Consider the following 18,389-nt stretch of genomic DNA (forward strand, 5'->3'; position numbering starts at 1 on the left):
GGGCGCATTTACGTTGAGAGAGTGAGCGACATGTCCGAAACCCTGTCCAACCTCGCCCGCGAAGAGCGACGCTTCGAGCCGCCCGCCGACCTGGCAGCCAACGCCAACGTGAAGGAGGAGGCCTACGACCGGGCTGCCTCGGACAACGAGGCGTTCTGGGCTGAGGCGGCCGAGCGCCTCGACTGGGGCCAGAAGTGGGACCAGGTCCTCGACTGGTCGAACCCTCCCTTCGCCAAGTGGTTCGTCGGCGCGACCATCAACGCCGCTGTCAACTGCGTCGACCGGCACGTCGAGGCCGGCCGGGGTGACAAGGTGGCCCTCCACTGGGTCGGCGAGCCCGCGGACGATGCGCGTGACATCACCTACGCCGACCTCAAGGGCGAGGTCTGCCGGGCGGCCAACGCCCTGACCGACCTAGGGGTCCGCAAGGGCGACCGGGTCGCCATCTACATGCCGATGATCCCCGAGGTCGTGGTCGCGATGCTCGCCTGCGCGCGCCTGGGTGCTCCGCACACGGTGGTGTTCGGCGGGTTCTCCGCCGACGCGCTCGCCTCCCGGGTGATCGACTGCGGCGCGAAGGTGATCATCACCGCCGACGGCGGCTACCGCCGCGGTGCGCCCAGTGCGCTGAAGCCAGCCGTGGACGAAGCCGTCAGCAAGGTCGCTGCCGACGGAGGGGAGGGCCTCGTGGAGAAGGTGCTCGTCGTACGCCGTACCGGACAGGACGTCTCGTGGAACGACAGCCGGGACGTCTGGTGGCACGACGTCGTCGACTCGGCCTCGGCCGAGCACGAGGCCGAGATGCACGACTCCGAGCACCCGCTCTACGTCATGTACACCTCCGGCACCACCGGCAAGCCCAAGGGCATCCTGCACACCACCGGCGGCTACCTCACCGGGACGTCCTACACGCACTGGGCGGTCTTCGACCTCAAGGCCGAGACGGACGTCTTCTGGTGCACGGCCGACGTCGGCTGGGTCACCGGCCACTCCTACATGGTCTACGGTCCGCTCGCCAACGGTGCCACCCAGGTGATGTACGAAGGCACGCCCGACTCCCCGCACAAGGGCCGGTGGTGGGAGATCATCGCGAAGTACGGCGTCACGATCTTCTACACTGCACCGACCGCGATCCGGACCTTCATGAAGTGGGGCGACAACTTCCCCGCCGACCACGACCTTTCCTCGATCCGCCTGCTGGGCTCGGTGGGTGAGTCGATCAACCCCGAGGCCTACATCTGGTATCGCGAGAACATCGGGGCAGGGAAGGCGCCCATCGTCGACACCTGGTGGCAGACCGAGACCGGACAGATGATGATCAGCCCGCTGCCGGGCGTCACCGCCGGCAAGCCGGGGTCGGCCATGAAGGCCCTGCCCGGCATCTCCGTCGACGTGGTCAACGACGAGGCCGAGTCAGTGGGCAACGGCAACGGCGGTTATCTCGTGATCCGCCAGCCCTGGCCGGCCATGCTCCGCACCTTGTGGGGCGACGACCAGCGGTTCATCGACACCTACTGGTCACGCTGGGAGGGCCTCTACTTCGCGGGTGACGGCGCCAAGCTCGACGACGACGGCGACATCTGGCTCCTCGGCCGGGTCGACGACGTCATGAACGTCTCCGGCCACCGGCTCTCCACCACCGAGATCGAGTCGGCACTGGTCTCGCACCCCAAGGTCGCCGAGGCGGCTGTCGTCGGCGCGGCTGACGAGATGACCGGCCAGGCCGTCTGCGCGTTCGTCATCCTGCGCGACACCGCGGGCGACGGCGGCGCGGACATCGTCGAGGAGCTGCGCAAGCACGTCCAGAAGGAGATCGGCGCCATCGCCAAGCCCCGCCAGATCATGATCGTGCCCGAGCTGCCCAAGACCCGATCGGGCAAGATCATGCGCCGGCTGCTCAAGGACGTCGCCGAGCACCGCGAGGTGGGCGACGTGACCACGCTCGCCGACTCGACCGTGATGGACATGATCAAGACGAAGGAGGGTTCCTCCGCCGCTTCGGAGGAGTGACCGGCCCGGCGCTGGGGCCAGGTCCTCCGCCCGCCTGGGTAGTCAAGTGCGAGTTCGTGGCGAAAGCCGCGTCCAAACGACCACGTCGCACTCAACTACCCGCGGGTGCCTCGTCGGACGCGTGCTCCGCAGGGTTCTCCGCAGGTGGTTCGCCGCTCGTCGCGACGCGGAGCACCGCGACGCCCACCAGGGCCGCGACCACTGACGCGACGATGACCCCGATCTTCGCGTCGTCGGTCAGCGCCTGCGACTGCGGGAACGAGAGCCCCGCGATGAACAGGGACACGGTGAACCCGATGCCTGCGACGGCCCCGAGTCCGATCATCATCGTCCACGTGGTGCGGTCGGGCAGCCGACCGAGGCCCAGCTTCACTGCGATGAAGGACGCCAGCACGATCCCGACCGGTTTGCCCAGCACCAGCCCACCGACGATCCCCAGGGAGACGGGCGACGTCACTGCCTCGCCGAAGCCGTCGAGGGACACCCCCGCGTTGGCCAGGGCGAAGAGCGGCAGTGCGACGTACGCCGAAAGCGGGTGCAGGGCGGCTTGCAGGCGCTCCACCATCGGCACCGACTCGGCGAGCAGGAACCGTAGGCGAGTGAGCTCGTCGGGGTCGAGGTGGTTGTCGGCGAGAGCGGTGCGGGCGTAGGTGCGCGCGACGTCCTCCTTGAGCAGCGCCCTGGCCGGCGTGATCAACCCGATCGCGACGCCGGCCAGGGTCGCGTGCACGCCGGACTGGAACAGCGAGAACCACAGCACGACCCCGATCGCGACGTAGACCGGCACCGACCAGACGCGGAGCTTCTGCAGGACAACCATCACCAGCAGGAGTCCGACCGCGAGAGCGAGCCACGACAGGCGCAGGGAGTCGGTGTAGAACACCGCGATCACGATGATCGCGCCGATGTCGTCGACGATCGCCAGCGTCAGCAGGAAGAGGCGTGCCGAGGAGGGGATCCGCCGCCCGAGAAGCCCGATCACCCCGACGGCGAAGGCGATGTCGGTGGCCATCGGGATGCCCCACCCCTTCCCGGGCTCGCCGAAGCCGGTGATCGCGAGGTAGATGGCGGCCGGGACGACCATGCCGCCGAGGGCGGCGACGATCGGCAGGGCGGCGGTCTTCGGGTCACGGAGGTCACCGCTGACGAGCTCGTACTTGATCTCGAGGCCGACCACGAAGAAGAAGATCACCATCAGCGCGTCGTTCACCCAGTGCTGCAGGGACTGCTCCATTCCGGAGCCGCCGAGGTCGATGCCGATCGTGGTGTGCCAGAAGGCGTCGTACGACGATGCTGCGGGGCTGTTCGCCCACAGCAGCGCGACGGCAGCGGCCAGCAGGAGCAGGACCGAGCCCGCCGTCTCGACCCGGAGGAACTCGCGGATGGGCCTCGCCACCAACCGGGCCAGCGGCTTGTTGCTGGCGAGGTAGGACGGCCCGGCGTTCCAGACGTCGTCGTCGGCGATGTCGGAGGACCCGTGGGGGGTGATCGGCATGGGCGGCGAGCGCCTTTCGGGTCGGGGAACTGCACCTCCGCGGCCACTGCGCCACGGGCCGACCAGACTTCCCGGCTCACCTGCCGCCAGCCTATCTGCCGGTGGCGGGCCGCGGGAACCGCAGGCGCGCTTGTGTAGGGTCGAGTGCGTCAGCGCGCGACGCGTACGCGCCACCGAAATGTGTGAGGACCTGCAGATGGCAACCGTTCAGGCCAAGCCGACATCCGTTCCGACCAAGCCCACCGACAAGGACGCCGAACCCACGATCGGCGGCCTCGTCATCGACGCCAGCCGCGACATCTCGACGCTCATCTCCAAGGAGATCCAGCTCGCGAAGTCGGAGCTCAAGGTCAGCTTCAAGCACGGTGGCGTGGGCATCGGACTCTTCGCCGGCGCCGCCTTCATCGGGATCCTCGCGGTCATCATGCTCTCGATCGCGATCGCCTACTTCTTGTCGATGACCGGTCTGCACCTGGCGTGGTGCTTCCTGATCGTCTTCGGCCTCTACCTCCTCATCGCCGCGCTCCTCGCCCTCATCGGGCTCAAGCAGGTCAAGCAGGTCAAGGCTCCCGAGCGCGCGATGTCGCAGGGCAAGCAGATCCCGGACGCCCTGCGCGGTCGCGCCTGACACCCGGCGCGCTCGCGCCTGATCAGCCTGCGCAGTCGCCGGTGTCGACCTCGGTCGACGAGGTGACACCGAGGGCGGCGCTCTCGGCGATCTGTTCGGCCGTCAGCGCATAGCCGGTCTCCGGGTCGGTGACGGACGCGGCGAAGATCAACCCGACGACGTCTCCGACCGAGTTGACGATCGGCCCCCCCGAGTTGCCTTGACGGATCAGGGCGCGCAGGGAGTAGACGTCGCGGAGCACTGTCCCCTCGCCGTAGATGTCGGGCGAGCGCAGGCGCTGTTGGGACCGGATCCGCCCGGTCTGGACGTCATAGGGGCCGTCCTGCGGATAGCCGAGGACGGCGACGCCGTCGGAGGCCTCTGCCTGCTGGTCGAAGACGAGGTGGGGCAGGTCGGAGTCGTCGAGCGCCAGGACCGCCACATCGATCTCGGGGTCGTAGACCACGACCGTGGCGGGCACGGTCGAGCCGTTGATCTCCACCTCCGGGTCGTCGACGCCGGCGACGACGTGCGCGTTGGTCATCAACCGGCCCGGTGAGTACAGGAAGCCGCTGCCCTCGACGCCGCTGCCGCACTTGTTGCTGCCGCGGACCTTGAGCACGCTCGGCTGGGCGTCGCTCACGTCGGGGTCGGTGAGCAGTCGTTGCGGCCCCGGGCCGACCTCGACGATCCGCTCTGGCGCGAAGGGTTCGAGGTAGCGCGGGAAGAAGGTGGTGCCGACCACGTTGTTGAAGGTGGCGAGGACCTCCGAGGCCTGGCCGGGGAGGACCTCGTCGACCTCGGCGAGCACGGTCGAGCCACGCACGATCGGGGTAATCGCGCCGATCCGCGAGCCGGAGATGGCCACGCCGAGCGCCCAGGCGACCAGCAGCACCGCCACCCCGCTCAGCGCCGCCCCACCGACGGCATCGACGGCGCGGATCGGCTGCCACTTGATGCGCGCCCGCAGCCGGGAGCCGACGTACTGCAGCAGCGCCTGTCCGACCGAGGCCGACAGGATGACGATGAACAGGGCTCCGAGCGAGACCAACAAGGAGGGCTCGGCGTCACCGAGGGCGATCGGCGCGACCCAGACGCCGAAGAGGCCGCCGAGCAGGAGTCCCGCGGTGGCGAACGCGCCGGTGACGAAGCCTTGCCAGTACCCCGAGAGGGCGTAGACGCCCACGAGTGCCACCAGGCACCAGTCGAGGATGTTCACGCGCGGCTACTCCTCGAACCTGGTGTTCGGCCGCGTCGGCGCGGTCGGTGTGGGATCACCTTGCAGCATGTGGTCGGGCAGGTCACGCATCCGCGCGGTGTCCCACTCGCTCGACCAGCCGAGGAAGTCGAAGAGCCGGGCGATGATCCCGGCGGTGAAGCCCCACAGGATGACGTCGCGCTCGGGCCCGATCAGGAAGCCGGGGCCCAGCCAGCCGGAGGGATGGCGGACGGTGATCCGGCTCTCGGGATCCATCAGCTCGTCGATGGCGACGTGGTGGATCGCGTGCACCTCGTCGGTGCTGACGACGTGGACGTGGCCCCGCTCGCGCCAATATCCCAGCACGGGGGTCACGGCGAAGTTCGACGGCGGCAGCCACAGCTCGGGCAGCTCGCCGAACACGTCGATCTCGGCGGGGTCGAGCCCGATCTCCTCCTCGGCCTCCCGGAGCGCCGCCTCGACGGCAGACTCCCCGGGGTCGATCCCCCCGCCGGGGAAGGAGACCTGCCCCGGGTGCGAACGCATGTGGTGGGCGCGCTCGGTGAGCACCAGCTCGCCCCTGCCGTCGCCGTCGAGGTCGGCGAACAGCATGAGCACGGCACCTCGCCGTGCGTCGGTGCCCTCGGGCGGCATGAATCGCGTCAGCTCGTGGACCGTGATCGCGTCCGCGGCCTGCGCCACGGGCGCCAACCAGCCGGGGAGGCTCACAGGGTGGTCCCGAGGTGCTGCCCGACCAGGTCGGCGAGCTGGTCGGTCGACGTGATCTTCACGGCCTCGACGTGCGTGACGCTGCCGTCGTCGTCGACGAAGGCGAGGTAGGGCAGCCCCCGGAGCACGGGGAAGGCGCCCTTGCCACTGATCTCCCCGTCCTGGTCGCTCACCAGCGCGAAGGTCACCCCCGCCTCCTCGACGAGGGCCCGCGCCTTCTCGGTCTGCAGGTCCTGGAAGTCGATGCCGAGCAGGGTGATGCGGTCGCCGTACGCCGCATGGAACTCCTCGAGGATCGGCATCTCCTTGCGGCACGGCGGACACCAGGAGGCCCACAACGAGATGACGGCCGGGCCGCTGAACTCACCGAGATCGACGTCCTCCCCGCCGTCGAAGCCGGCCAGCGTGACGTCCGGCAGCCGGTCGTCGGCCACCTCGTCGCCGGACGCGGAGCAGCCGCTGAGCACCAGCGCGAGGCCCAACACCACGCACAGGGCGACGACCGTCCTGCGGATCACGCCGGTCCCTGCGTCGTGACCAGCTTCTCGGCCTCGATCGGATCCGTCGGACCCGTCCCGAACGACGGGCACAACCGCGCGACCGGGCAGGCCCCGCACGCGGGCTTCTTGGCGTGGCAGCGGCGGCGGCCGTGCCAGATCAGGTGCTGGGAGAGAGGGGTCCAGTCGCGCTTGGGGAACAGCGCGCCGATCGCGTGCTCGACCTTGACCGGGTCGGCCTCCTCGGTCCACCCGAGTCGGCGCACGAGCCGGCCGAAGTGGGTGTCGACCGTGATGCCCGGGACGTCGAAGGCGTTGCCCAGGACGACGTTGGCGGTCTTGCGGCCCACGCCCGGCAGGGTCACCAGGTCGTCGAGGCGGCCCGGGACCTGCCCGTCGTAGCGCTCGACGAGCGCTTGGCTGAGCTTGAGGAGCGACTCGGTCTTGGCCCGGAAGAACCCGAGGGGGCCGACGATCTGCTCGAGGTGCTCACGCGGGGCCCCGGCCATCGCCGTCGGGTCGGGATAGGCAGCGAAGAGGGTGGGGCGGACCGCGTTGACGCGCCGGTCCGTGGTCTGGGCGCTGAGCACCGTCACGACCAGCAGCTGGAAGGCGTCGTCGAAGTCCAGCTCGCAGTGGGCGTCGGGGTAGGTCTCGGCCAGGATCCGGTTGACCTTGCGTGCTCGGCGCACGAGCGCGGTGTCCGGCGGGGTCGTGGGCAGGCTCGCGCGGCGCGTGGCAGGTCGGGCGGACACACGGGCAGCCTACGACCCTTCACCGACAGGCCCTTCGGGCAGCCAGATGTGGTCTGATGGACACCTCACGCCCGTGTGACACAGACCACGGCTAGGATTCCCACACCCCGAGCCGACGGCACCGGGTGAGTTTCCAGGGCAGCCCAAGTTGGAGGACACCGGTGGACAACGACGTGTTGCGGCAGGCTCCGCTCTTCAGTGCGCTCGATGACGAGGCGGCCACCGCGCTGCGCAACTCGATGAGCGAGTCCAAGCTGCGTCGGGGCGACGTGCTGTTCAGCGAGGGTGACTCCGGCGACAAGCTCTACATCGTGCTCGACGGCAAGGTGAAGCTCGGCCGTTCGGCCACCGACGGCCGCGAAAACCTGCTGGCAATCATGGGTCCCGGCCAGATGTTCGGCGAGCTGTCGCTGTTCGACCCCGGCCCGCGCTCGGCGACCGTCACCGCAGTCACCGACGCCACCTTCGCCTCGTTGTCCCACGAAGATCTCCTGCGCTGGCTCGACGGCCGTCCGATCGTCGCCCGCGGCCTCCTCTCCCAGCTGGCTGCCCGCCTGCGGAAGTCCAACGATGTCGTCGCCGACCTCGTCTTCTCCGACGTCCCGGGACGAGTGGCCAAGGCGCTGCTCGACCTCGCCGACCGGTTCGGCCGCACCGCCGACGACGGGGTCCACGTCCACCACGACCTGACGCAGGAGGAGCTCGCTCAGCTGGTCGGCGCCTCCCGCGAGACGGTCAACAAGGCGCTGGCCGACTTCGCGTCGCGTGGCTGGGTCCGGCTCGAGCCGCGCTCGGTCGTGATCATGGACGTCGAGCGCCTCTCCCGCCGAGCGCGCTGAACCTGAGCCGGAGGCGCTCGGCCACGCCCAGCCGGTGCTGCTTCATCGTCGCGAGCAGTGAGCCGTCGGCGTCGTCGTACATCAACGCCTTCACGCCCGTGTCGACCATGTAGAAGTGCCGGTCAGCGGTGTCGAGGAAGTGCCAGGCGACCGTCTCCGAGCCCCGGTGGACGTGGCTCGGGTCGCCTGCGGTGATGACACCGAGCTCGACACCAGCGATCGCGCACAGGTCGCGAATCGTCCGCGCGTCGTCGGGCATGTTCTCCCGTGGAAGACACGCGCCTTCGCCCGTCGGCGCTCCCCGGCGGGCAGTGCGTCGATGGCGCCGATCGTGCGGTCGAAGATCTCGGTGTGCCGCGGCGCACCGATCGGACGGAGGCCCTGGCCCACCCGCGAGGCGAAGGTCCCCCGGAGCTGGGAGTTGAAGAGGAACTGGTCGTGGCCGCCGTTGTTGACCTCGGCCAGGTAGTAGTCGCCGTAGTACGCCGCCAGCGCGTCCTCGCTGATCTCGTCCTCGTCGAGGAACTCCTCGAACAGGGCGTTGACGATCGTGACGTTCGAGTACACGGTCGACTCCGCGTCCTCCGCGGCACCCTCCGCCGAGATCGCCAGTGGGGGGCCTGCGTTCATGGGAGCGTCGCTCACGGCCGGCTCAGAAATCGATCCGCCCTGGGCACCACCCGAGGCGGGGGTCGCCTGCGTCGTACAAGGTGAGAGGAGGTGCCCGTGACCGGTCGGTCCGATCGTGGAGCGTTCGACGAGTTCGTCCACGCCCGCAGCGGCGCGCTGGTGCGCACGGCATTCCTCCTCACCGGCGACCACCACACGGCCGAGGACCTCCTCCAGCACGTCCTGCTCCAGACCGCCCGCCACTGGGAGGGCATCGCCATCTCGCCCGAGGCCTACGCCTGCCGCGTGAGGTATCACCAGAACATCTCTGGTGGCGCAAGCGTCGCTTCACAGAGGTGTGGGCCTCGGGGCGTACGACGCAGGCCACCCCTCCCCCGACAGCGACCTCCGACTCACCCTGGACGCCGCGCTCGCCCAGCTGACGGCCAAGCAGCGGACCGTCCCCGTGCTGCGCTTCTTCGAGGACCTCACCGAGGTGCAGACCGCTCAGGCCATCGGCATCTCGGTCAGCACCGTGAAGTCCACGACCGGCCACGCCCTCGCCCGCCTGCGCGTCCTCGCGCCCGACCTCGCCGAACTCCAGGTGGTGGACCGATGACACTCCACGTTCAGCTCCAGCAGGTGGGTGTGGCGTCGCCGTACCCGGCTTGTCTGACGGCGTAGACACGCGGACCGAAGTCACGGTCGGGCACCGAGACGACGCTGAGCGGTCGAGCGCCGACCGACCAATGTCCGCGTGTCTACGCGCGATCGGTGAGGTGGGCCAGCTGCGCGCGGACCGACAGCTCGGCAGCTCCCCACAGCACCGGGTCGACGTCGGCGTAGACGATCTCGACGATCGCCCGGGGCAGGTCCTCGTGCGGGAGGCCCTCTCCGTCACGTCCTTGCGCGTGGAGGGTGCGCAGGGCGTCGCGCACCTGGTCGAGTCGCGTACGCCGATGGGCGATGTAGTGGTCCAGCGCAGCAAGCGCGTCGTCGATGACCGGTCCGTGGCCCGGCCAGATGGAGGTGATCCCCTGCGAGGAGCAGAGCGCGTGCAACCGGTCGAGCGAGGAGAGGTAGGCCCCCAGCGACCCGTCGGGGTGCGCGACGACGGTCGTCCCGCGGCCGAGCACCGTGTCCCCGGTGAGGACCGCGGACTCCGAGGGCACCATGAACGACAGCGAGTCGCCGGTGTGACCCGGCGTGGCGACGACGCGCACCTCGAGCCCGCCCACGCTCACCACATCCCCGTCGACCAGCCCCTCCGACCCGAGACGGAAGGCCGGGTCGAGAGCGCGTACGCCGCAGCCGTGCCGCTCGGCGAAGGCGCGCGCGGCCTCCGAGTGGTCGGCGTGGTGGTGGGTCAACAGCACGCCCACCACGTCCCCGCCGACCGCCGAGATCGCGTCCAGGTGCGACGCGATGTCGGGACCGGGATCGATCACCAGCGACTGCTCACCCGAGGCGAGCACCCAGGTGTTGGTGCCGTCGAGCGTCATGACGTTGGCGTTGGGGGCGAGCACGCAGGTGGCTGACGCGCCGAAGGTGCCGCCGGCCCAGCTCACCGGGGCGCCGTTCATCGTGCGTCCAGCAGGGCCTCGTAGGCCGGGGGTGTGGAGAGCACGAAGCCCTCACCCGTGGAGACGATCTCGGGGGTGAAGATCTCGACGGTCCGACCCGAGGCGGCCTGGTGCGCAGCCTCCGCGTTGGCGTGCTGACCGACGTCCAGGCAGGTGAGGAAGGTCGGCGGCATCATCATCATGTCGCCGGCCTCGACAGCGGCGACCGCGGCCAGCGGCTGCATCCACGTCACCGACGACGACTCGCTCGAGACGTCGCGCGTCACCTGGGAGCCCGGGAGCATCGCGACGAAGAACCACGTGCGGTAGCGCCTCGGCTCGAAGACCGGTGTCAGCCAGCCAGACCAGGCACCCAGCAGATCGGTCCGCAGGACCAGCCCGCGTCGAACGAGGAAGTCGGTCATCGACAGCTCCCGCGTCTCGAGCGCGACCCTGTCGGCCTCCCAGCCCTCGCCCGTGGTGTCCTCGACGACGCTCTCGGGCGAGGTGCCGGCCAGCAGCACGCCCGACTCCTCGAAGGTCTCGCGCACCGCTGCGCAGACCAGGGCTCGGGCCAGCGCGGGTTCGCACCCGAGGGTGGTGGCCCACTCGTCGACCGACGGTCCGGCCCACGCCACGTCTTCGGAGAAGTCGCGGGGGTCCACCCCACCACCGGGGAAGACGCACATGCCGCCGGCGAACGCCATCGACGTCTGCCGTCGCAGGAGGTAGACCTCGAGTCCCGGCGACCCGTCGCGCAACAAGATGACCGTCGCTGCGTTGCGCGGCTCGGCGGGCGTTGCGTCGCCGGCGCCGTACGCGCGAGCCTGATCGATCAGGGACTGCGGCAGCGGGGGGCGTCTCAGGGCGGACACGTCAGCCCGCGACCTCGACGATGAGCTCGACCTCGACGGCGACGTCGAGGGGCAGCACAGCGACCCCGACGGCCGACCGGGCGTGGCGACCGGCGTCGCCGAAGACCTCACCGAGGAACTCCGAAGCACCGTTGGCGATCTTCGCCTGGTTGGTGAAGTCCGGCGTCGACGCCACGAAGACCGTCGCCTTGACGATCCGGGTGATCTGGTCGAGCGAACCGATCTCGGCCTTGATCGCCGCCAGCGCGTTGAGCGCACACTGTCGGGCGCACTCGTAGCCCTGCTCCTCGGTGACCGAGCCGCCCACCTTGCCGACAGCGATCATCTCGCCGTCGCGGGCCGGCAGCTGCCCGGCGGTGTAGACGAGGTTTCCGGTCCGCAGCGCGGGGACGTACGCCGCAAGCGGCGGCACCACCTCGGGGATGGTGATCCCCATCGACTCCAGCTTCGCCTCGGCGCCCATCAGGAAGCCCCGCCCTTGGGACGCTTGAGGAAGGCCACCAGGCCACCCTGGGCGTTGGTGTGGATCGCGACCAGCTCCCAGCCGTCCTGGCCGAAGTTGTTGAGCATGAGCCCTTCGTTGTGGAGCGGGATCGGCGCCACCTGATATTCCCAAACAGTCATGCGGCTGACCCTACTGCGACCCGGGCGGACGTCCACCCCAGGCCGACCTGGGGGCACCTCAGGCCGCGAGCAGTCGCAGCGTCTCCTCGCGAGCCGGCACGGCGTCCCGGTCGGTCCCGACCTGGGCGCCGGCGACCGGGTGCACCATCACCTCGTCCACTCCGAACTCGACCGCCAGCGCCTCGATGCGCGCCCGTGCGGACACCGGCTCGTCGACGATCCAGCGCGTCAGCATCGCCTCAACCATCCCCTGATGGGCCGGGGCCACGGGCGTCGCCTCGGCATCCTCCACCAGTCGTTGCGCCGACAGCGGAGCCCCTGTCCGCAGCGCGACCATCGCCTGGGCCTGCGGCAGGGCCAGCCGGCGGGCCTCCTCGGCGGTCCCGGCCACGGCAGCGTTCACGGTGAGGAAGGTGCGCGGCTCGGGGTGTTGCGGTGACGGCTTGTAGGTCGACCGGTAGAGCTCGAGCGCCTCGGCGGTGCCCTGACCGGCGAAGTGGTGGGCGAAGACGTAGGGCAGCCCGCGCTCCGCCGCGAGGCGGGCCGAGTAGTCGGAGGAGCCCAGCAGCCAGATCGTCGGCACGCTGCCCGCGAGTGGGGTGGCGCGCAGGGGTTGGCGGTGGCCGCCGACGGTCATCTCGACGCCGTCCGGGTGCATGAGGGTGGCCACGTCCTCGACGTACTGGGGGAACTTCGCGACGGCGTCGTCCGCGGCTGACGTGGCCCCGCCACGCAGGACGTAGCGCGTCAGCATGTCGGTGCCGGGCGCGCGCCCGATCCCGAGGTCGATGCGGCCGGGGAAGGCTGCCTCCAGCAGGGCGAACTGCTCGGCCACCACCAGCGGCTCGTGGTTGGGCAGCATCACGCCCCCCGACCCCACGCGGATGCGCGAGGTCGCTGCAGCCAGCAGGCCGATCAGGACGGGCGGGTTGGTCGCCGCCACGGCCGGCATGTTGTGGTGCTCGGCGACCCAGTAGCGGCGGTAGCCGAGCTCGTCTGCCACCTTCGCCAGCGATCGCGAGGCAGCCACCGCGTCGGCGGACGTCTGGTCGGTGCGCACGGGCACCAGGTCGAGGACGGAGAGCGCTGGAGTCACTCCCAGCCCAACGACGAGATCTGCCCACTATTCCTGTTGACCTCACGTCCAGCTGAGCTTTTGGCATCTGCCATCGTGACTGTGATGACCGAGACCACAACGCGCGAGCGCCTGCTCAGCCCGACGTACGCCGCCGTGACGGTCGGCATGTTCGCGCTGATCGGCTTCGTCGCGTTCGAGGCGATGGCCGTGACCACCGTGATGCCCACCGTGGCCCGCGACCTGGACGGCGAGGACCTCTTCGCGCTGAGCTTCGCCGCGCCGCTGGCCAGTGGGGTCATCGGGATGGTCGCGGCCGGCATGTGGAGCGACCGCCGTGGTCCGGTGGCGCCACTGCTGTGGTCGATGGTGCTGTTCTCGCTGGGGCTGCTTGTCTGTGCGGCCGCGCCCACGATGGAGGTCCTGGTCGGCGGACGTCTCGTCCAGGGGCTGGGCGGCGGTGCGCTCATCGTGGGGCTCTACGTCCTGGTCGGGCTGGTCTTCCCACCACAGCTGCAGCCCGCGATCTTCGCCAGCTTTGCGGCCGCCTGGGTGCTGCCGTCCCTCTTCGGCCCGGCGCTCGCGGCATTCGTCGCGGACGCGGCCGATTGGCGTTGGGTCTTCGGCGGAGCGGTGGTCTTCGTGGCAGCCGCGGCTGTCCTGATCGCCCCCTCGCTGCGCGGACGACGCACGGACATCGAGGTGGAGGCTGCCGGTGTCGGGCCCCTTCTCTGGGCCACGGTCGGCGCGGTCGCCGTGCTCGCCCTTGAGCTGCTCGGCTCGTCCCGGGGTCTCGCGGGGCTCGGTGCCGTGGGGGCGTTCGCGGTCGTCATGCTCGCGCTGCGCCGGCTCCTGCCGACAGGCTCACTCACCGGCGCCCGCGGCCTCCCGTCGGTGATCGCCACGCGGGGGCTGATGAGCGCAGGCTTCTTCTGTGCCGAGGCCTACATCGTCTACGTGCTGCAGTCCCAGTGGGGCCTGACCCCGGGGCGGGCCGGCATCGCGCTCACTCTCGTCGGGGTGACGTGGGCGGTCGCGAGCCAGGTGCAGGCGCGGCTCGGTGACCGGATCTCCCACGTGCGGGCGATGGAGGTCGGCTCGGCGCTGCTGCTGCTCGGAGTGCTGGCGCTGACGCTGACGGTGTGGCTCGACGGACCTGCGGTGCTCGCCGGCGCCACCTATGTCCTCGCCGGGGCCGGGATGGGCCTGGGCTACCCCCGCACCAGCGTGGCGATGCTGGGCGCCTCCACCAACGCAGACCGGGGCTCCAACTCCGCCGCGTTGACCATCGCCGACTCGCTGGGCGCAGCGCTGGCGCTGTCGATCTCGGGGGTGGTGTTCGCCCTGGCTCAGCGCGAGGGAGCCGACCCCTTCTTGTCGGTCTTCGTCTTCGCCGTCGGCCTCGGGGTGCTCGGCGTGGTCACCTCGCGCCGTACGGCGAAACCCGTCTGACCTCCCCGCGCGCAGGCAACTCCAGCACCTGTCAGGTGTTGCAACGCCTGACAGGTGGTGGGAGTCCCCGGATATCCGGGGACTCCGACAGTCAACGAGCGCTCAGACCAGCTCGGGCTCGGTCTTCGACCTGACCTCGTCCTCAAAGACGCCGGGGGCGAGCTCCACGAGCTTCAGGGCCCGGTCCCCGAGCGTCCCGGAGGCAGCCACCTCGCCGGTCGCGGGGTCGATCACGTCGATCACGCAGAGGTCGGTGATGATCCGCTGCACGACCCGCTTGCCGGTGTAGGGCAGGGAGCACTCGTTGACGATCTTCAGACCGCCGTCCTTGGCGGTGTGCTCCATCAGCACGATCACCCGCTTGGCACCGTGGACCAGGTCCATCGCGCCACCCATGCCCTTGACCATCTTGCCCGGGATCATCCAGTTGGCGATGTCGCCGACCGCGGAGACCTGCATCGCGCCCAGGATCGCGGCGTCGATCTTGCCGCCGCGGATCATGCCGAAGGAGGTGGCGGAGTCGAAGAACGACGCCCCACGACGGACGGTGACGGTCTCCTTGCCGGCGTTGATGAGGTCCGGGTCGACGGCGTCCTCTTCTGGATAGGCGCCGACGCCGAGGATGCCGTTCTCGGACTGAAGCACCAGCTCCACGTCGTCGGCGACGTAGTTGGGCACCAGCGTCGGCAGGCCGATCCCGAGGTTGACGTACGACCCGTCGGCGAGCTCCGAGGCCGCCCGGGCAGCCATCTCCTCACGCGTCCAACTCATCAGGAACTCACCGTCCTCTTCTCGATCCGCTTGTCGGCGGCCTGCTCGGGCGTCAGCGCGACCACGCGCTGCACGTAGACGCCCGGGGTGTGGATGTCGTTGGGCTCCAGCTCGCCGGGCTCGACCAGGTGCTCGACCTCGGCGATCGTGACCCGGCCGCACATGGCGGCAAGCGGATTGAAGTTGCGCGCCGAGTCGCGGTAGATGAGGTTTCCGTGCCGGTCACCCTTCCAGGCGCGCACGAGTCCGAAGTCGGCGACGATGGCGTGCTCCAGGACGTATTCGCGCATCCCCTCGGCCGTCTCGAACACCTGGGTCTGCTTCGGTGGCGAGGCGACGACGACGTTGCCCTCCGCGTCGTACTTCCACGGGAGACCGCCCTCGGCGACCTGGGTGCCCACCCCCGTTGCGGTGAAGAAGGCTGGGATCCCCGATCCTCCTGCCCGCATCCGCTCCGCCAGCGTTCCCTGGGGCGTCAGCTCCACCTCGAGCTCGCCGGAGAGGTACTGACGGGCGAACTCCTTGTTCTCCCCCACGTAGGAGGAGATCATCCGCCGCAGCCGCTTCTCCATCAGCAGCCTGCCCAGCCCCCAGTCGTCGACGCCGCAGTTGTTGGAGACGGCTTCGAGATCACTCGTCCCGGCCGCCAGCACCGCCTCGATCAACACCGACGGGATGCCGCACAACCCGAAGCCACCCACCGAGAGCGTCGCCCCGTCCGGGATGTCCGCGACCGCGTCGGCGGCACTCTTGACGACCTTGTCCACGCACTTCCTCCTTGGCAAGCACCGGATCCTGCGAACCGGCTCCGGCTGACTAGTGGGCCACCCTAGTCAGCCCGATCCGAGGCCCACCATGGCGCTGGGCCACACACTAGGCTCGTCAGCGTGTCCCTCGAGCCCACGCCCGGCGGCCCCGGTCCGCAATGGCCCCGCGCCCAGCTCCACGTCGTGTCCGGCAAGGGCGGCACCGGCAAGTCGACGGTCGCCGCAGCGCTCGCGCTCGCCCTGGCCTCCACGGGCAAGGACGTGCTCCTGTGCGAGGTAGAGGGCCGCCAAGGCATCGCCCGCATGTTCGACGTGGAGCCACTGCCCTACGAGGAGCGCCGGATCGCCCGCGGCCTCCCGGTCGGCAGCGTCGCGCCGGGCGCGGTGCACGCGCTTCACATCGACGCGGAGTCCGCCCTGCTCGACTACCTGGCGATGTACTACAAGCTCGGTCGCGCCGGGAAGGCACTGGACCGGTTCGGCGTCATCGACTTCGCCACCACCATCGCGCCCGGCGTCCGCGACGTGCTCCTCACCGGCAAGGTCTACGAGGCGGTGCTGCGCAACGCCCGCAACAAGCAGGCACGCGCGTACGACGCCGTGGTGCTGGACGCTCCGCCCACCGGGCGCATCTCCCAGTTCCTCAACGTCAACGGCGAGCTCGCGGGGTTGGCGAAGGTCGGCCCGATCAAGTCCCAGGCGGACAAGGTCATGACGTTGTTCCGCTCGCCGCGGACCGTCGTCCATCTGGTGACGGTGCTCGAGGAGATGCCGGTACAGGAGACGGCCGACGGGATCGCTCAGCTCCGTGACGCGGGACTGCCGGTGGGCGGCGTCATCGTCAACCTCGTCCGGCCTCGAGACCTCGGCAAGGAAGACCTGCGGGCAGCTCGGAAGGGCAGCCTCGACCGCGAGCGCGTCATGGCCGATCTGCAGGCTGCGAAGATCGACGTCACCCATGAGCTCGTCGGTGCCCTGCTCGTCGAAGCACGCGACCATGCGGAGCGTCGGGCTCTCGAGGACGCGCAACGCACCATCGTGCGTGGGCTGGGGCGGCCGACGTACGAGCTCCCGCGGCTCACCGACGGAGTCGACCTCGGGGGGCTCTACGAGCTGGCAGCTCGACTCAAGGACCAGGGGCTCGCGTGACCAACTCCTCGGGGTCCTCGAGCACGCCCCACCGGACCCGCCCCCGCGTCGGGCCCCTGGCTGCCACCACCGAGCGAGCTCCGCGCCTCGACATCGACGCACTCCTCGACTCGCGGTCGACCGGGATCATCGTGTGCTGTGGGTCCGGAGGCGTCGGCAAGACCACGACGTCTGCTGCCCTGGCCCTGCGCGCAGCTGAACGTGGCCGCAAGGTCGTCGTCCTGACCATCGATCCCGCGCGCCGGCTGGCCCAGTCACTCGGGATCGAGACCCTCGACAACACCCCGCGTCCGGTCCCGGGGGTCGGCGCGGGGGCCGGTGGCACCCTCGACGCGATGATGCTCGACATGAAGCGCACCTTCGACGAGGTGGTGCTGAGCCAGGCCACGGAGGAGAAGGCCCGGGCCATCTTGGAGAACCCCTTCTACATCGCCCTGTCCAGCTCGTTCTCGGGCACACAGGAATACATGGCGATGGAGAAGCTCGGCCAGATCCACACGGAGGCCCAGCGCGACGGCACCTACGACCTCATCGTCGTCGACACCCCGCCGAGCCGGTCGGCGCTGGACTTCCTCGACGCGCCGGAGCGGCTCAGCAGCTTCCTCGACGGGCGCTTCATCCGGCTGCTGCTGGCGCCGGCACGTGGACCCGCCCGGCTGATGACAGCGGGGCTGGGACTGGTCACCAGCGCATTGACGAAGATCCTGGGAGCCCAGGTCCTGCGCGACATGCAGACCTTCGTGGCAGCCTTCGACACGCTCTTCGGCGGCTTCCGCCAACGAGCTCAGAAGACCTTCTCCCTGCTCCAGGCCAACGGCACGGCCTTCGTCGTCATCGCCGCGCCGGAGCCCGACGCGTTACGTGAGGCGGCCTACTTCGTCGAACGGCTCACCGAGGACGAGATGCCGCTCGCGGGGCTGATCATCAACCGGGCCAGCCCCGGCATCGGGGCCGACCTGTCGGCGGAAGAGGCGACGGCCGCGGCCGACCGGCTCAACGCCAACGCGCCGGACTCCACGACGGCGGGACTCCTGCGGCTGCACGCCGACCGGGCGCGCATCGTGATGCGCGAGAAGCACCTTCGTGAGCGCTGGGCGACAGCACACCCCGACGTCGCGAGTGCGGTCGTCCCTGCGCTGTCCACCGATGTGCACGACCTCGCCGGGCTGCGGCGGGTCGGCGACCTGCTCGCCGGGGGCTGACCCACGAGAGATCTGCCGGACGGCGGGTCAGGATCAGGGGCCGAGAATCAGACGGTGACGATGCCTTCGTGCTCGGTGCGCGCGGACTCCAGGACGGAGCGCCACGAAGCGGCAGGACGACGGCGGATGAGGGCACGACGCTCACGCTCGGTCATACCGCCCCAGACACCCCA

20 protein-coding genes are annotated in these 18,389 nt (G+C 70.0%); 7 read left to right on the plus strand and 13 right to left on the minus strand.

Annotated elements, in window-relative coordinates:
• The first annotated feature begins 30 nt into the window (after nt 1–30).
• Nucleotides 31–2,010, plus strand: coding sequence for an acetate--CoA ligase (gene acs / locus JWN68_RS01570; protein WP_297733673.1), 1,980 nt, complete (start codon nt 31–33; stop codon nt 2,008–2,010).
• Between the two features lie 91 nt (nt 2,011–2,101).
• On the opposite strand, the gene nhaA is transcribed toward acs, so the two are convergent.
• Nucleotides 2,102–3,505 (minus strand): Na+/H+ antiporter NhaA, encoded by a 1,404-nt coding sequence (gene nhaA / locus JWN68_RS01575; RefSeq protein ID WP_297733676.1) that lies wholly within the window; start codon nt 3,503–3,505, stop codon nt 2,102–2,104.
• A gap of 196 nt (nt 3,506–3,701) precedes the next feature.
• Between nhaA and JWN68_RS01580 the strand changes: the two genes are divergently transcribed.
• Nucleotides 3,702–4,133 (plus strand): phage holin family protein, encoded by a 432-nt coding sequence (locus JWN68_RS01580; protein WP_297733678.1) that lies wholly within the window; start codon nt 3,702–3,704, stop codon nt 4,131–4,133.
• Between the two features lie 22 nt (nt 4,134–4,155).
• Here the strand turns inward: JWN68_RS01580 and JWN68_RS01585 are convergent, their stop codons facing one another.
• Genes JWN68_RS01585 through nth form a run of 4 tightly spaced genes read right to left on the minus strand, consistent with a single transcriptional unit; the run spans nt 4,156 to nt 7,291 of the window.
• A complete protein-coding gene (locus JWN68_RS01585) occupies nt 4,156–5,331 on the minus strand; it encodes a MarP family serine protease (RefSeq protein WP_297733681.1) in 1,176 nt (391 codons plus the stop codon).
• A 6-nt stretch (nt 5,332–5,337) separates the two neighbouring features.
• The gene (locus tag JWN68_RS01590; RefSeq protein WP_297733683.1) at nt 5,338–6,039 is read right to left on the minus strand and encodes a CoA pyrophosphatase; all 702 of its coding nucleotides are present in this window, start codon (nt 6,037–6,039) and stop codon (nt 5,338–5,340) included.
• A complete protein-coding gene (locus JWN68_RS01595; protein ID WP_297733686.1) occupies nt 6,036–6,557 on the minus strand; it encodes a TlpA disulfide reductase family protein in 522 nt (173 codons plus the stop codon). Before JWN68_RS01595 ends, JWN68_RS01590 begins: the two co-directional genes overlap by 4 nt.
• The gene (nth, locus tag JWN68_RS01600) at nt 6,554–7,291 is read right to left on the minus strand and encodes an endonuclease III (RefSeq protein ID WP_297733689.1); all 738 of its coding nucleotides are present in this window, start codon (nt 7,289–7,291) and stop codon (nt 6,554–6,556) included. The genes JWN68_RS01595 and nth overlap by 4 nt, the downstream gene beginning before the upstream one ends.
• Nucleotides 7,292–7,452: 161 nt before the next feature.
• Between nth and JWN68_RS01605 the strand changes: the two genes are divergently transcribed.
• Complete coding sequence (locus JWN68_RS01605) at nt 7,453–8,130, plus strand: Crp/Fnr family transcriptional regulator (RefSeq protein WP_297733692.1); 678 nt, start codon at nt 7,453–7,455, stop codon at nt 8,128–8,130.
• A 90-nt stretch (nt 8,131–8,220) separates the two neighbouring features.
• Here JWN68_RS01605 and JWN68_RS01610 read toward each other — a convergent pair whose 3' ends face one another.
• A complete protein-coding gene (locus JWN68_RS01610) occupies nt 8,221–8,760 on the minus strand; it encodes a DUF4375 domain-containing protein (RefSeq protein ID WP_297733695.1) in 540 nt (179 codons plus the stop codon).
• 310 nt (nt 8,761–9,070) lie between these two features.
• On the opposite strand from JWN68_RS01610, the gene JWN68_RS01620 reads away from it, so the two are divergent.
• Nucleotides 9,071–9,358: a sigma factor-like helix-turn-helix DNA-binding protein gene (locus JWN68_RS01620; RefSeq protein WP_297733698.1), complete on the plus strand. Its 288-nt coding sequence runs from the start codon at nt 9,071–9,073 to the stop codon at nt 9,356–9,358.
• 142 nt (nt 9,359–9,500) lie between these two features.
• Here JWN68_RS01620 and JWN68_RS01625 read toward each other — a convergent pair whose 3' ends face one another.
• From JWN68_RS01625 to JWN68_RS01645, 5 genes are read right to left on the minus strand one after another with little or no spacing between them, the layout of a single operon-like run.
• Complete coding sequence (locus JWN68_RS01625; RefSeq protein ID WP_297733700.1) at nt 9,501–10,322, minus strand: MBL fold metallo-hydrolase; 822 nt, start codon at nt 10,320–10,322, stop codon at nt 9,501–9,503.
• Entirely contained in the window at nt 10,319–11,176 is an 858-nt protein-coding gene (locus tag JWN68_RS01630; RefSeq protein ID WP_297733703.1) for an NUDIX hydrolase, read from the minus strand. The genes JWN68_RS01625 and JWN68_RS01630 overlap by 4 nt, the downstream gene beginning before the upstream one ends.
• A 1-nt stretch (nt 11,177) precedes the next feature.
• Nucleotides 11,178–11,639 carry a RidA family protein gene (locus JWN68_RS01635; protein WP_297733706.1) on the minus strand — a complete coding sequence of 154 codons (462 nt, stop codon included), beginning with the start codon at nt 11,637–11,639 and terminating at the stop codon, nt 11,178–11,180.
• Entirely contained in the window at nt 11,639–11,800 is a 162-nt protein-coding gene (locus JWN68_RS01640; protein ID WP_297733709.1) for a hypothetical protein, read from the minus strand. The genes JWN68_RS01635 and JWN68_RS01640 overlap by 1 nt, the downstream gene beginning before the upstream one ends.
• A gap of 58 nt (nt 11,801–11,858) precedes the next feature.
• Entirely contained in the window at nt 11,859–12,896 is a 1,038-nt protein-coding gene (locus tag JWN68_RS01645; RefSeq protein WP_297733712.1) for an LLM class flavin-dependent oxidoreductase, read from the minus strand.
• 84 nt (nt 12,897–12,980) lie between these two features.
• On the opposite strand from JWN68_RS01645, the gene JWN68_RS01650 reads away from it, so the two are divergent.
• Nucleotides 12,981–14,327 (plus strand): MFS transporter, encoded by a 1,347-nt coding sequence (locus tag JWN68_RS01650; protein WP_297733715.1) that lies wholly within the window; start codon nt 12,981–12,983, stop codon nt 14,325–14,327.
• Between the two features lie 102 nt (nt 14,328–14,429).
• Here JWN68_RS01650 and JWN68_RS01655 read toward each other — a convergent pair whose 3' ends face one another.
• Both JWN68_RS01655 and JWN68_RS01660 read right to left on the minus strand, forming a co-directional pair.
• Nucleotides 14,430–15,098 carry a 3-oxoacid CoA-transferase subunit B gene (locus tag JWN68_RS01655; RefSeq protein ID WP_297733718.1) on the minus strand — a complete coding sequence of 223 codons (669 nt, stop codon included), beginning with the start codon at nt 15,096–15,098 and terminating at the stop codon, nt 14,430–14,432.
• Nucleotides 15,098–15,865: a CoA transferase subunit A gene (locus JWN68_RS01660; RefSeq protein ID WP_297733721.1), complete on the minus strand. Its 768-nt coding sequence runs from the start codon at nt 15,863–15,865 to the stop codon at nt 15,098–15,100. The genes JWN68_RS01655 and JWN68_RS01660 overlap by 1 nt, the downstream gene beginning before the upstream one ends.
• A 120-nt stretch (nt 15,866–15,985) precedes the next feature.
• Here JWN68_RS01660 and JWN68_RS01665 point away from each other — a divergent pair, with 120 nt between their 5' ends.
• Together JWN68_RS01665 and JWN68_RS01670 are read left to right on the plus strand one after the other, a co-directional pair.
• The gene (locus JWN68_RS01665; protein WP_297733723.1) at nt 15,986–17,014 is read left to right on the plus strand and encodes an ArsA-related P-loop ATPase; all 1,029 of its coding nucleotides are present in this window, start codon (nt 15,986–15,988) and stop codon (nt 17,012–17,014) included.
• Nucleotides 17,015–17,070: 56 nt separating this feature from the next.
• Nucleotides 17,071–18,216 (plus strand): ArsA-related P-loop ATPase, encoded by a 1,146-nt coding sequence (locus tag JWN68_RS01670; RefSeq protein WP_297733726.1) that lies wholly within the window; start codon nt 17,071–17,073, stop codon nt 18,214–18,216.
• Nucleotides 18,217–18,389: the final 173 nt, after the last annotated feature.

The sequence above is a fragment of the Nocardioides sp. genome, from assembly GCF_025964975.1.
Taxonomy (GTDB): Bacteria; Actinomycetota; Actinomycetes; order Propionibacteriales; family Nocardioidaceae; genus Nocardioides.

What these genes read in the sequence shown, in the direction of transcription:
- acs (WP_297733673.1), top strand. Translation starts at nt 31, where the DNA reads ATGTCCGAAACCCTGTCCAACCTCGCCCGCGAAGAGCGACGCTTCGAG.
- nhaA (WP_297733676.1), bottom strand. Translation starts at nt 3,505, where the DNA reads ATGCCGATCACCCCCCACGGGTCCTCCGACATCGCCGACGACGACGTC.
- JWN68_RS01580 (WP_297733678.1), top strand. Translation starts at nt 3,702, where the DNA reads ATGGCAACCGTTCAGGCCAAGCCGACATCCGTTCCGACCAAGCCCACC.
- JWN68_RS01610 (WP_297733695.1), bottom strand. Translation starts at nt 8,760, where the DNA reads ATGAACGCAGGCCCCCCACTGGCGATCTCGGCGGAGGGTGCCGCGGAG.
- JWN68_RS01625 (WP_297733700.1), bottom strand. Translation starts at nt 10,322, where the DNA reads ATGAACGGCGCCCCGGTGAGCTGGGCCGGCGGCACCTTCGGCGCGTCA.
- JWN68_RS01635 (WP_297733706.1), bottom strand. Translation starts at nt 11,639, where the DNA reads ATGGGCGCCGAGGCGAAGCTGGAGTCGATGGGGATCACCATCCCCGAG.
- JWN68_RS01640 (WP_297733709.1), bottom strand. Translation starts at nt 11,800, where the DNA reads ATGACTGTTTGGGAATATCAGGTGGCGCCGATCCCGCTCCACAACGAA.
- JWN68_RS01650 (WP_297733715.1), top strand. Translation starts at nt 12,981, where the DNA reads ATGACCGAGACCACAACGCGCGAGCGCCTGCTCAGCCCGACGTACGCC.
- JWN68_RS01655 (WP_297733718.1), bottom strand. Translation starts at nt 15,098, where the DNA reads ATGAGTTGGACGCGTGAGGAGATGGCTGCCCGGGCGGCCTCGGAGCTC.